Origin of the sequence: Pseudomonas sp. KU26590 (assembly GCF_026153515.1) — a bacterium.
In the GTDB taxonomy this organism is placed as follows: Bacteria; Pseudomonadota; Gammaproteobacteria; order Pseudomonadales; family Pseudomonadaceae; genus Aquipseudomonas.
Genome location: NZ_CP110644.1, coordinates 996,326 through 1,009,541, shown reverse-complemented (window position 1 = coordinate 1,009,541; position 13,216 = coordinate 996,326). Strand labels below are relative to the sequence as shown.

Sequence of the window (13,216 nt, the reverse complement as noted above, 5' to 3'; positions counted from 1 at the left end):
ACCCCCTAATTCCAAGAGAGACCCGACCCATGTCCGACACGCCGAAACGCCCGCTTCGCAGCCAGCAATGGTTCGATGATCCGGAACACGCTGACATGACGGCGCTGTACGTCGAGCGTTACATGAACTACGGCATGACCCGCGAGGAGCTGCAATCGGGCCGACCGATCATCGGCATCGCCCAGACAGGCTCTGATCTGGCGCCCTGCAACCGTCATCACCTTGAGCTCGCCCAGCGGGTCAAAGCCGGCATTCGCGATGCGGGCGGGATTCCGATGGAGTTCCCGGTGCACCCGATGGCCGAGCAGACCCGCCGCCCGACCGCCGCCCTGGACCGGAACCTGGCGTACCTCGGACTGGTGGAAGTTCTTCACGGCTACCCGCTGGATGGCGTCGTCCTCACCACCGGCTGCGACAAAACCACACCGGCCTGCCTGATGGCAGCGGCGACCACCGACCTGCCGTCGATTGTCTTGTCTGGCGGGCCGATGCTCGACGGTCGGCACAAAGGCGAGCTGATCGGCTCTGGCACGGTGCTCTGGCATGCGCGCAATCTGCTGTCCGCAGGCGAGATCAATTACGAAGGCTTCATGGAAATGACCACCGCCGCGTCGCCGTCGGTGGGCCACTGCAACACCATGGGCACCGCGCTTTCGATGAATGCGCTGGCCGAAGCGCTGGGCATGTCGCTGCCGGGTTGCGCGAGCATTCCGGCGGCGTACCGGGAGCGCGGACAGATGGCTTACATGACCGGCAAGCGCATCTGCGATCTGGTCCGTGAAGACGTGCGGCCTTCGCAAATCATGACACGCGAAGCCTTTGAAAACGCGATCGCGGTGGCCTCGGCGCTGGGTGCTTCGAGCAACTGCCCGCCGCACCTGATCGCCATCGCCCGACACATGGGCGTCGAGTTGAGTCTCGACGACTGGCAGCGCATCGGCGAAGACGTGCCGTTGCTGGTCAATTGCATGCCGGCCGGGAAGTATCTGGGCGAAGGCTTCCACCGCGCAGGCGGCGTGCCGGCGGTGATGCACGAGTTGCAAAAGGCCGGCAAGCTGCACGAAGACTGCGGCTCGGTCTCCGGCAAAACCATCGGCGACATCGTGCGCAACGCCGTCGCCCACGACACCGACGTGATCCGTCCGTACGAAGACCCGCTCAAACACCGCGCCGGTTTCATCGTGCTGAGCGGTAACTTTTTCGATAGCGCGATCATGAAGATGTCGGTGGTGGGCGAGGCGTTCCGCAAGACCTATCTGTCCGAGCCGGGCGCCGAGAACAGCTTTGAGGCACGAGCCATCGTGTTCGAGGGCCCGGAGGACTACCACGCGCGGATCAACGACCCGTCGCTGGAAATCGACGAGCGCTGCATTCTGGTGATCCGCGGCGCCGGCACGGTCGGTTATCCCGGCAGCGCCGAAGTGGTGAACATGGCGCCGCCGTCTGCACTGATCAAACAGGGCATCGATTCGCTGCCTTGCTTGGGCGATGGCCGGCAGAGCGGCACCTCGGCCAGCCCTTCGATCCTGAACATGTCGCCGGAAGCGGCGGTGGGCGGCGGCCTTGGGCTGCTGAAAACCAACGACCGGCTGCGGGTGGATTTGAACAACCGCAGCGTCAACGTGCTGGTCAGCGACGAAGAAATGGCCGCACGCCGCGCGCTGTTTGAGCCGAAGATGCCGGCCTCACAAACCCCGTGGCAGGAGCTGTATCGGCAGCTGGTCGGGCAGTTGTCCACTGGCGGATGTCTGGAGCCGGCGACCCTGCATTTGCGGGTGATCGCGCGAAGCGGCGAGCCGCGGCATTCCCATTGAGCAGCCGCGCGCGCTCTTGTAGGAGCGTGGCTGAACTGGCTTAATGATTTTGGACATCTCAATCGGGCGCTAAGATAGCGCCCAAATCCGAGGTGTTATGGGCATGCGTACTTCTTACTCGAACGAATTCAAACTCAAGGCAGCGGCCATGGTGCTGGACGAGGGACAATCGGTCCCTGAAGTCTGCGACAACCTGAGCATTGGCCGAACCGCGCTGCGTCGCTGGGTCGAACAGGTGCGTGCGGAGCGCCAAGGCGCGACGCCTGTGGGTGCCAAGGCGATTACCGCCGAGCAACAGGAAATACAGCGACTCAAGACCTTGCTCAGGCAGAAGGACCGGGATATCGAAATCCTAAAAAAGGCCAGTGCTCTCCTGCTTTCGGACTCCAAAGATCATTCGAACTGATCAGCGAGCTGGGCGAGCACTACGGCGTTCACGATTGTTGCCGCGCGTTGGGAGTCAACCGCAGCAGTTTTTACGCCTGGCGCCAGCGCCAGGGCGTCGTCAACCGCACCCGTGCGAGGCTTAGAACTTTGTTAGTCAGATTTCATAAGGAGTCGCGGGGATCGGCGGGGGCAAGAACGCTGGCCAGTGACCTTCGCAGCGAAGGGCATCAGGTTGGCCGGTACATGGCCCGCACTCTCATGCGTGAATCAGGGGTCGTGAGCTGTCAGCGTCGCCCGCACAAATACAAATCTTCAGGGGTCGAGGCATTGGTGGCGCCGCATCTGCTCAAACGCAAGTTTGATGTGGATGCCCCCAATACTGTTTGGTGCGGGGATGTAACTTACATAAAAGTGGGTAAGCAATGGATGTATTTCGCTGCAGTGCTCGACTTGTTTGCACGCAGGATTGTGGGTTGGTCCTTTTCGATGACGCCCGACGCTTCGCTGACTTGTGAGGCATTGAGAATGGCGGTTGAGCTTCGCGGGCGCCCTAAGGACGTGCTGTTTCACTCGGATCAGGGCTGTCAGTACACCAGCCATAAATTCCGCAATGAGCTGGTGACCCATGGTTTGAGACAGAGCATGAGTCGCAAAGGCGAGTGCTGGGATAACGCCCCGATGGAGCGATTTTTTGGCAGCCTGAAATCGGAATGGGTGCCTAAAGAAGGATATTCGTCAGCGCATGAAGCACAGTTGGACGTGCAGCGTTATGTCATGCGTTACAACAACCGTCGCCCCCACAGCTACGACGGCTACCGGTCGCCTGTAACTGCGGAGCGGGCGGCAGCTTGAAAACCTAGACGGGTGTCCAGAATTACTTGACCAGTTCAGGCTTGTCCCGCGATCGGCGACGAAGTCGTCGCAAAACCTGTCATCTCGGTGTGGAAGGTTTCCCGAGGTAGTCAATTTACGGCTGCTTTGCAGCCGATCGCGGGACAAGCCACGCTCCTACAGGGACATCATTGTGCCGAGAGTTGCGCCATGGACGCAGAGGGTTGGGCAGTACTCACAACAACGCCGGCAACCCCTTCTCCATGCCGGCGAAACGGTTTTTCAACAACGAATGCAGCTGCTGCACCGCCGGGGAAAATTGCTTGCGGTGCGGGCAAACAAGGTTGAGCGGGGTCGGCTCGCCCGGGTAATCGGGCAGCAACAGTTCCAGCCGCCCGGCGTGCACGTCTTCGCAGACATCCAGCCACGACTTGTACGCCACGCCCTGCCCCGCCACCGCCCAGCGCCTCACCAGATCAGCGTCATCGGTGAGCAACGGGCCTGACACCGAGAACACCCGCCCACCGAGCCGCCATTTGTCGTACACCCGCCCCGCCAGGGTGAACAGCAAGCACTCATGGCGCAGCAAGTCGTCCGAGACAACGGGCCGGCCCTTGCGCGCCAGATACTCCGGCGATGCCACCAGCACCCGGCGATTCCACGGCGCCAGCGCCAACGCGATGTAGTTCGCGTCTTCGATCACGCCGTAGCGAATCGCGACGTCCACCGGATCGCGAAACAGATCGGCCACTTGATCGGAGATAAACAGGCGCAGATTCAGCGCCGGGTGCTGACTGCGAAAGTCCGTCAGCCAGGGCAGCAGCATGTTTCGCCCGAGGTCCGAAGGCGCCGCCACCTGCAGCGTGCCTTGCAGCTCGGCGCTCTCCCGCTGCAACTTTTCCCGGCCATCCCTTAAAGCTTCGAGCACCGTCTGGGCGGTCGGCAGGTACTGCTCGCCTTCAGCGGTGAGGCGCAAGCTGCGCGTCGAACGAGCAAACAAGCGGATATCCAGCTCGCGCTCGAGGCGCTTGATGGCCGCCGCAACTTGCCCAGGCAACAGATCCACTTCCCGCGCGGCATTGGAAAAGCTGCCCAAAGCGGCGGTGCGAACGAACAGCGTCAGGTCGTCGATTCGTATCATTTTCACTCCAGCCGTGAAAGTGTTGCCGGATTCTGCGGGTTTTTCTGCCTGACGAACAAGAACAAGATGGGTCCAACGTTTTAGCCACCTTCTGTCCACTGACTAGAGAGATCGCCATGAAAGCCGTCGCCTTCACCCAACACGGTCTGCCCATCGAAGACCCCAACGCGCTGCTCGACATGGACCTGCCCAAGCCAACACCCGGCCCTCGGGATCTGCTGGTCGAAGTCAAAGCGATTTCGGTGAACCCGGTCGACACCAAAATCCGCGCCGGCTCTGCCGCCACCGAACCTAAAGTGGTCGGCTGGGATGCAGTGGGCGTGGTTCGTGACACGGGCAGCGACGTCACGCTGTTCAAAGCCGGGGACGAAGTGTTCTACGCCGGCTCCATCGCCCGCCCTGGCAGCTACAGCGAATTCCACCTCGTGGACGAGCGCATCGTCGGGCACAAACCCAAGACCCTCGACAACGCCCACGCCGCCGCATTGCCGCTGACCTCGATCACCGCGTGGGAATTGCTTTTTGACCGTTTGGGCGTTGAAGAAGGTGGCGGCGAAGGTGACAGCCTGTTGATCATCGGTGCTGCGGGCGGGGTCGGATCGATACTGGTGCAGCTGGCCCGCCAACTGACCAAACTGACCGTGATCGGTACCGCGTCTCGCCCGGAAACCCGCGAATGGGTCGAACGCCTGGGCGCCCATCACGTCATCGATCACAGCCAGCCGCTGGTCGAGCAACTGAATCAGATCGGCGTCGGTCAGGTGAGCCATGTCGCCAGCCTGACCCACACCGACTCGTACTTCACGCAGCTGATTGAGGCCCTGAAACCGCAAGGCCAACTGGCGCTGATCGATGACCCGAAATCCCTCGACGTGGTGCCGATGAAACGTAAGGCCCTGTCGCTGCACTGGGAACTGATGTTCACCCGCTCGCTCTACGAAACGCCGGACATGATTGCCCAGCATGAACTGCTCAATCGCGTCGCCGACCTGATCGACCAGGGCGTGCTGAAGACCACCCTCGGTGAGCATTTCGGCGCGATCAATGCTGAAAACCTGCGCCGCGCCCACGCCGTGATCGAAAGCGGCAAGGCCAAGGGCAAGATCGTCCTCGAAGGTTTCTAACCCTGAGAATCACCTGTTTCCATTATTTGAATGGCCTGCTGCTGCAGGCCGGGAGCCGTTTGTGTCCATAAAACAGAACATGATGTTGTCAGCACTGGCCCTGTCAGTCGCCTTGATCAGCCAGACCGGTATCGCTGCCACGATCGCAACCACCGCCACCGCCCTACCCGCCAACGCGCCGGCGGAGAAAACCATCGGTCAGCTTGAGCAGGTGTTCACCTTCCACGACGCCATGCCCACCGGCGTGACCGTCACGGAAGCCGGACGCATCTTCGTCAATTACCCGCACTGGGGCGACGACGTGCCCTTTACCGTGGGTGAAATCCGTGACGGCAAAGTGGTCGCCTATCCGGATGCAGCCATCAACAAAGAAGACCCCAAAGATCCGGCCAAAGGGCTGATTAGCGTGCAGAGCGTGGTCGCCGACGGTCAGGGCCGCATCTGGCTGCTGGACACCGCTGCACCGAATTTCGCCGCGCCAAAAGCCGGCGGCGCCAAGCTGGTGGCGGTTGATCTGGCCAGTAACAAAGTGGTCAAGACGCTGGTCTTTCCGGCCAACGTCATTCTGCCGAGCACCTACGTCAACGACATGCGCTTTGATTTCCGCGCGGGCAAGGAAGGCACGGTGTACGTGACGGATTCGTCGGTCTCCGGGCCCGGCGCGATCATCGTCATGGACATCGCCAGCGGCGAGGCGACCCGTCGCTTGAGCGGCGCAAAATCCACTTCGGCCGATCCTGACTTCAAGCCGGTGGTCGAAGGCCAAACCGCACTGGTCACCAAAGGCCCGGACGGCAAGTTGAAAACCATGGCCGTTGCGTCTGATGGCATCGCCCTGTCCCCTGACGGCAAGACGCTGTATTTCAGCGCACTTTCCAGCCGCCACCTGTTTGCCGTGCCCGCTGCGATGCTGCGTGATGCCGGCGTGAGCGAGGCGCAACTGAACGCTGCGGTCAAAGACCTCGGCGAAAAAGGCGCTTCGGACGGTCTGGAAGCCGATGCCAACGGCGCGGTCTACGCCGGCGACTACGAACACAACGGCATCCGCAAACGCCTGGCCGACGGCAGCTGGCAGACCATCGTTCACGACCCTCGTGTGCTGTGGCCTGACACCTTGTCGGTCGGGCCCGATGGCTATCTGTATTTCACCGCCAACCAGCTGCAGCGCCAGGCCGGTTTCCACGATGGCAAGGATCTGCGCGAGAAGCCCTACAGCCTGCTGCGGGTGAAGATCGACGCCGCACCTGCGCCGACCCGTTGATTCAGTTTCCCCATTTCGGAGCTTCATCATGCAACTGACCTCGCTCGCAAAATCGCGCTACACCACCAAAGCCTACGATGCCTCACGCAAGATCCCGCAGGAGACGATTAACGAGTTGCTGGAACAACTGCGTCACAGCCCGTCGTCGGTGAACTCGCAGCCCTGGCACTTCATCGTTGCCTCCGATGAGCAGGGCAAAGCGCGCGTGGCCAAGTCGGCCGAGGGTGGCTTTGTCTACAACGAGGCGAAGATGCTCAATGCCTCCCACGTGATCGTGTTCTGCACCCGCACCGAGATGCCTGAATCTCACCTTGAAGCAGTACTGGCCCAGGAAGCGACTGACGGGCGCTTTGCCAACGATGAGGCAAAGGCTGGTCAAGACAAGAGCCGTCGTGGCTACGTGAACATGCACAAGTTCGATCAGAAGGACGTGCAGCACTGGATGGAGAAGCAGACCTATCTGGCGCTGGGCACGCTGCTGCTGGGCGCGGCATCGCTGGGACTGGACGCGACGCCGATGGAAGGTTTCGATTTCAAGAAGCTCGACGAAGAACTGGGCCTGCGTGACAAGGGGTTCACCAGCCTGGTCGTGGCCAGCCTGGGCTACCGCAGCGACAGTGATTTCAACGCCAAACTGCCGAAATCACGCCTGCCGGCCGAGACGGTGTTTACCTTCCTGTAAACCCGTCGCTCACAACTGTAGGCGTGAGCTTGCTCGCGATCCCGCCGCTTCAGACGACGATGCGTTGACTGAAATGCCGCCTTCGCGGGCAAGCGCGCTCCTACACTGAATTAGCGTTAATACTCGAAACCTGCGCCGTGCACAGATCCGGAGCCGGCTTGCTGGCGAACCTGTTGGGTCAGATAAATCTCTATTTGCAGACACAGCGCGTTCGCCAGCAAGCCGGCTCCTACGGATTGGGGTCAGGCGACGGGTTGAGGTGGAAACACCTTCCTGTAATCCCGCCGCACACCTGCAGAAGTGAGCTTGCTCGCGATCCCGCCGCTTCAGGCGACCATGGGTTGACTAATATGGCGCCTTCGCGGGCAAGCGCGCTCCTACAGTGAATTGGCGTTAACACTGAAACCTGCGCCGTGCACAGATCCGTAGGAGCCGGCTTGCTGGCGAACACATTGGGTCAGATACATCTCTATTTGCTGACACAGCGCGTTCGCCAGCAAGCCGGCTCCCACATATCGGGGTCAGAAGAAGGATTGAGGATGAAAAAACTTTCCTGTAGGAGCGTGGCTTGTCCCGCGATCTGGCGCGCAGCGGCAGCAAGGCTTCAGCCGCCCCACCCTTCCCATTTGCCCCGATGCCAACGCTCTGCTAGTGTCGCGCCGGTTTAATGTCTACCGGGATAGCCGCCATGGCCCGCAAGAAAGCTGCACTGGATTTCGAACAGTCCCTCACGGATTTGCAAACGCTCGTCGAGCGTCTGGAGAACGGTGAGCTGTCGCTGGAAGACTCACTCACCGCCTTCGAACAAGGCATCCGCCTGACCCGCGAGTGCCAGAGCGCGCTGGCCCAGGCCGAGCAGAAGGTGCAGGTCTTGCTGGAGCGCGACGGCGAACTGGCCGAAGAGCCGTTCGACGCGGAACAGCCGGAATGATCGCGGCGTATCAGGCACTCAGCCAGGCTCGCGTCAACGCGGCGCTGGAGACTCTGTTCGATGCGCCCGCCCCTGAATTGACCCGCCTTTACGCCGCCATGCGCTACAGCGTCACCAATGGCGGCAAGCGCGTGCGCCCGCTGCTGGTTTACGCCGCGTGCGAAGCCTTGGGCGGCAATGCCGAGCACGCCAACGGCGCGGCCTGCGCCGTCGAGCTGATCCACGCGTATTCGCTGGTGCACGACGACCTGCCGGCCATGGACGACGACGATTTACGTCGCGGCCTGCCCACCACCCACAAAGCCTTTGACGAAGCCTGTGCGATCCTCGCCGGCGACGGTCTGCAGACCCTGGCCTTCAGCGTGCTGAGCGATAACGCCCTCACCCCGCAGAACGCCGAGACCCGGCTGAAAATGGTCGCCACCCTCGCCCGTGCATCCGGCCCTGCCGGCATGGTCGGCGGACAGGCCATCGATCTGGGCTCGGTCGGGCTCAAGCTTGACCAGAAGGCGCTGGAGTTCATGCATCGGCACAAGACCGGCGCACTGATCGAGGCCAGCGTCAGGCTCGGTGCTCTGGCCAGCGGCAACGCCACCCAGGTCCAGCTCGATTCGCTGCAGATCTACGCCCACGCCATCGGCCTGGCGTTTCAGGTGCAGGACGACATTCTCGACGTCGAAAGCGATACCGCCACGCTGGGCAAACGCCAGGGCGCCGACATCGCTCGCGACAAGCCGACATACCCGGCGCTGTTGGGCCTGGAAGAAGCCAAGCATTACGCCCTTGAGTTGCGCGATCAGGCCCTCGTGGCGCTGCGACCGTTCGACGGGGCCGCGGAGCCCTTACGCGCGTTGGCCCGTTATATCGTCGAGCGCCGCCACTAGTCGAACGCTGCAACTTGGCGCAGGTCATAGCACTTATCGGGCGCAAGCGGCCTTGCGCGGCTACCCGATTTCGCCGGCAATCGTTACCCCTGAACATCGCATTGCTGCACATCGTGCGCAGCCTGCAATGCATCATGTAAACTGCCGCCTCTTTTACTTATAACGATTCGCCTGATGCCCACGACGTTCAAAGAGATTCCCCGCGAGCGCCCGTCAACGCCGCTGCTCGATAAGGCAGCGACGCCGGACGGCCTGCGCCGCTTAGGTGAAGCAGAGCTTGAAGCCCTGGCGGACGAACTGCGCCTGGAGCTGCTCTATACCGTTGGCCAGACTGGCGGCCATTTCGGCGCCGGCCTCGGCGTCATCGAACTGACCGTGGCCTTGCACTACGTCTTCGATACCCCCGACGACCGGCTGGTCTGGGACGTCGGTCATCAGGCGTACCCGCACAAGATCCTCACGGGTCGTCGCGAGCAGATGTCGACCCTGCGGCAGAAAGGCGGTGTGGCGGCATTCCCGCGTCGCGGCGAGAGCGAATACGACACCTTTGGCGTCGGTCACTCCAGCACCTCTATCAGCGCCGCGCTGGGCATGGCGATCGCCTCCCGGCTGCAAGGCAGTGAGCGCAAGTCCATTGCTGTGATCGGCGACGGCGCACTGACCGCCGGCATGGCCTTCGAGGCGCTGAACCACGCGCCCGAAGTCAGCGCCGACATGCTGGTGATCCTCAACGACAACGATATGTCGATCTCGCGCAACGTCGGCGGGCTGTCGAACTATCTGGCGAAAATCCTCTCAAGCCGCACTTACACCAGCATGCGCGAAGGCAGCAAGAAAGTGCTGTCGCGTCTGCCCGGCGCGTGGGAAATCGCCCGCCGCACCGAGGAGTACGCCAAAGGCATGCTGGTACCCGGCACGCTGTTCGAAGAGCTGGGCTGGAACTACATCGGCCCTATCGACGGCCACGACCTGCCTATCCTGATCGCCACCCTTCGCAACATGCGCGACCTCAAGGGTCCGCAGTTTCTGCACGTGGTCACCAAGAAAGGTAAGGGCTTTGCACCGGCCGAGGTCGACCCGATCGGCTATCACGCGATCACCAAGCTTGACCCGCTGAACGCCCCTGTCGTGCCCAAAAAAGCCGGCGGCCCCAAGTATTCCGGCGTGTTCGGCCAGTGGCTGTGCGACATGGCCGAAGCGGACGAACGTCTGGTCGGCATTACGCCTGCGATGAAAGAAGGCTCGGACCTGGTCGCGTTCAGCGAACGTTTCCCGGAGCGCTATTTCGACGTCGCCATCGCCGAGCAGCACGCAGTAACGTTGGCCGCGGGCATGGCCTGTGAAGGCGCCAAGCCGGTCGTGGCGATTTATTCAACGTTCCTGCAGCGTGGTTACGATCAACTGATTCATGACGTTGCCGTGCAGAATCTGGACGTGCTGTTCGCCATCGACCGCGCGGGCCTGGTGGGCGAAGACGGCCCGACCCACGCCGGCAGTTTCGATCTGTCGTACCTGCGCTGCATCCCCGGCATGCTGATCATGACGCCGAGCGATGAAAACGAACTGCGCAAGATGCTCACCACCGGTTACCTGTTCAAAGGCCCCGCCGCTGTGCGTTACCCGCGCGGCAATGGCCCCGATGCCGTGATCGAGAGCAGTCTTGACCCGCTGGAAATCGGCAAGGGCGTGGTTCGTCGTCAAGGCAGCAAAGTTGCAATGCTGGTGTTCGGTGTGCAGTTGACCGAGGCGCTGATTGTGGCTGAGAAGCTCGATGCAACCGTGGTCGACATGCGTTTCGTCAAACCGCTGGACGAGGCACTGGTGCGCGAAATGGCCGGCAGCCACGACTTGCTCGTGACGATCGAAGAAAACACCATCATGGGCGGCGCGGGTGCGGCGGTCAGCGAGTTCCTGGCGCGGGAGAACATTCTCAAGTCGGTGCTGCACTTGGGTCTGCCGGATGTGTACGTCGAGCACGCCAAGCCGGCGCAGATGCTGGCCGAATGCGGGCTGGATGCTGCCGGGATTGAAGCGTCGATCAACCAGCGCCTGCTGAAGATGTAGTTTTTTGTGGAAGTGACCAGGGTGGCGCTCCACCTTGCCCGCGAATGCGTTCTATCCGTTGAGACGCTTGCAACAGACAGATCGCTTTCGCGGGCAAGCGCGCTCCTACAGTGACCTGTCAAACCAACTGACTCGGCCAACCACAGACTTGTGGGAGTGACCGGGGTGGCGCTCCTACAGGTTTGCGATCAATAAGATGACCCCTTCCCGCTTCGCCCTCGCCTTCTCCCTCATTCCCGCCACCCAGGCCTTTGCCGATCAGCCTGATCGCGAAAGCGCCTTGAAGCTGGACAGCGTGCTCATCAGCGCCAACCGCCAGGTCGAGCAGCGGGACGCCAGTACTGCGGCGAACACCGTGTTCACCCGCGCCGACATCGAGCGGCTGCAACCCGGCAGCGTCACCGACCTGCTGAGTCGCGTGCCCGGTGTGCAAGTGGCGCCCAGCGGCGGCCGGGGCAGTCTGCCGGGAGTTTTCATTCGCGGGACCAAGGCCGCGCAGACGCTGGTGTTGGTGGACGGCCAGCGCATTGCCAACGCCACTTCTGCGGACAGCAACCTGCAATACCTCGACGTGGAGCAGATCGAGCGCGTGGAAGTGCTGCGCGGGTCACGTTCGGTCATCTACGGCGCTGACGCCATTGGCGGCGTGATCCAGATCTTCACCCGACGCGGCGTCGAACAAGGCCTCCAGGCGCGCCTGCATACGGGTTTCGGCAATCGCGGCACGCAGCAGCAGAGCCTCGGTCTGTCGGGCGGCGATCAGCAGACGCATTTCAACCTCAGCACCAGCCTGGATGAAACGGCCGGCATCGACCGCACCGGCCCGTCCTTCGCCAGCGATGACGACCACGACGCCTACCGCAACAAATCACTGAGCCTGAACCTCAGCCACTGGCTCAACGACGACGTGGAAGTCGGCTTCAACGGGCTGGATAATCGGGGCAAGACCGAGTTCGACAACCCGTTCGGTGTGTTCGACCCGGTCACGTTCAATACGGTGGGGCAGCAGCAATACAGCAAGTTTGACCTGAGCAGCCTGGGCACCTACGTCGACGCCCGCATCAACCAGACCTGGAAAATCCGCCTGGAACTGGGCCACAGCGAGAACCGCGAGAAGACGCTGGATAAGTTGAGCGACGATCACTACGTGTTCAACACCTACCGCGACTCGGTCAATTGGCAGAACGACCTGACGCTGGACGACCGCAACAGCCTGATGCTGGGTGGCGATTGGTACGAAGACCGCGTCAACAGCAGCACAGCGTTCGACGAGGACAGCCGCTGGAACCGCGCGGCGTTCATTCAGCATCGCTTCAAAGGCGAGCACTTCTCCACCGAACTGGGCCTGCGCCACGATCAGAATGAGCAGTTCGGCAGCCAGAACACGTGGAGTGGCACCCTCATCGTTCCGCTCAATGACGCCAACGACGTGCTGCTTTCCTACAGCGAAGGCTTCCGCGCGCCGACGTTCAATGATCTGTATTACCCGGACTTCAGCAACCCGAATCTCAAGCCCGAGCACTCCAAAACCTACGAGCTGCAATGGCGCACTCGCCTGAGCGAAACGGCCCGGCTTGAAGCCTCGCTCTATCGCACTGATCTTCAGGATGCGATTGCCCTCGACAGCGACTTTCGCCCTCAGAACATTGGTTCGGCAAGGATCAATGGTTTCGAAGCGTCGTTTGAGCAGCAATTGTTCGGCTGGACCGGCAAGCTCGGCGGCTCGGTCATCGACCCGCGTGACCGTGACACTGGGCATACGCTCAACCGCCGCGCCCGCCGCACCCTGAACCTCGATCTTGATCGCCAGTTCGATCGCCTCGGCGTCGGCGCCAGTTGGAAGGCGGTCAGCGACAGCTACAACGAAGAGGCCAATACCCAGCATATCGGCGGCTATGCGTTGTTCGGGTTGCGCAGCAGCTGGAAAGCCAGCGACGAAGTGAAGCTGGAATTCAAGCTGGATAACGCCCTGGACAAACGCTACAGCCGCACGCTGTACAGCTTTGATGGCAGCAATTACGGCTATCGCGAAGAGGGTCGGACGTGGATGCTTGGCGTGACCTGGACGCCGGAGCTGTAGGTTTATAGCCCGCTTGA

General features: G+C 61.8%; 11 protein-coding genes. 10 read left to right on the top strand and 1 reads right to left on the bottom strand.

Annotated features, from left to right (window positions below):
- Positions 1-29 precede the first annotated feature (29 nt).
- From OKW98_RS04665 to OKW98_RS04655, 3 genes are all read left to right on the top strand, one after another.
- Entirely contained in the window at positions 30-1,814 is a 1,785-nt protein-coding gene (locus OKW98_RS04665; protein WP_265388142.1) for an IlvD/Edd family dehydratase, read from the top strand.
- A 103-nt stretch (positions 1,815-1,917) separates the two neighbouring features.
- Positions 1,918-2,220: a transposase gene (locus OKW98_RS04660; RefSeq protein ID WP_241090298.1), complete on the top strand. Its 303-nt coding sequence runs from the start codon at positions 1,918-1,920 to the stop codon at positions 2,218-2,220.
- On the top strand, positions 2,217-3,053 hold the full coding sequence (locus tag OKW98_RS04655) for an IS3 family transposase (protein WP_322114177.1): 837 nt from the start codon (positions 2,217-2,219) through the stop codon (positions 3,051-3,053). Before OKW98_RS04660 ends, OKW98_RS04655 begins: the two co-directional genes overlap by 4 nt.
- Before the next feature lie 214 nt (positions 3,054-3,267).
- Here the strand turns inward: OKW98_RS04655 and OKW98_RS04650 are convergent, their stop codons facing one another.
- Entirely contained in the window at positions 3,268-4,173 is a 906-nt protein-coding gene (locus tag OKW98_RS04650) for a LysR family transcriptional regulator (RefSeq protein ID WP_265388141.1), read from the bottom strand.
- Positions 4,174-4,289: 116 nt separating this feature from the next.
- Here OKW98_RS04650 and OKW98_RS04645 point away from each other — a divergent pair, with 116 nt between their 5' ends.
- The 7 genes from OKW98_RS04645 (at position 4,290) to OKW98_RS04615 (ending at position 13,199) form a co-directional block, all read left to right on the top strand.
- Positions 4,290-5,297, top strand: coding sequence for a zinc-binding alcohol dehydrogenase family protein (locus OKW98_RS04645; RefSeq protein ID WP_265388140.1), 1,008 nt, complete (start codon positions 4,290-4,292; stop codon positions 5,295-5,297).
- 61 nt (positions 5,298-5,358) lie between these two features.
- Positions 5,359-6,558: an L-dopachrome tautomerase-related protein gene (locus OKW98_RS04640; RefSeq protein WP_416148024.1), complete on the top strand. Its 1,200-nt coding sequence runs from the start codon at positions 5,359-5,361 to the stop codon at positions 6,556-6,558.
- A gap of 28 nt (positions 6,559-6,586) precedes the next feature.
- Positions 6,587-7,240, top strand: a complete 654-nt coding sequence (gene nfsB / locus OKW98_RS04635; protein WP_265388139.1) for an oxygen-insensitive NAD(P)H nitroreductase — start codon at positions 6,587-6,589, stop codon at positions 7,238-7,240.
- A 688-nt stretch (positions 7,241-7,928) separates the two neighbouring features.
- Positions 7,929-8,171, top strand: a complete 243-nt coding sequence (locus tag OKW98_RS04630) for an exodeoxyribonuclease VII small subunit (protein WP_062384761.1) — start codon at positions 7,929-7,931, stop codon at positions 8,169-8,171.
- On the top strand, positions 8,168-9,055 hold the full coding sequence (ispA, locus tag OKW98_RS04625; RefSeq protein WP_265388138.1) for a (2E,6E)-farnesyl diphosphate synthase: 888 nt from the start codon (positions 8,168-8,170) through the stop codon (positions 9,053-9,055). Before OKW98_RS04630 ends, ispA begins: the two co-directional genes overlap by 4 nt.
- Positions 9,056-9,229: 174 nt before the next feature.
- On the top strand, positions 9,230-11,119 hold the full coding sequence (dxs, locus tag OKW98_RS04620) for a 1-deoxy-D-xylulose-5-phosphate synthase (protein WP_265388137.1): 1,890 nt from the start codon (positions 9,230-9,232) through the stop codon (positions 11,117-11,119).
- A 196-nt stretch (positions 11,120-11,315) separates the two neighbouring features.
- On the top strand, positions 11,316-13,199 hold the full coding sequence (locus tag OKW98_RS04615) for a TonB-dependent receptor domain-containing protein (RefSeq protein ID WP_265388136.1): 1,884 nt from the start codon (positions 11,316-11,318) through the stop codon (positions 13,197-13,199).
- Positions 13,200-13,216 lie beyond the last annotated feature (17 nt).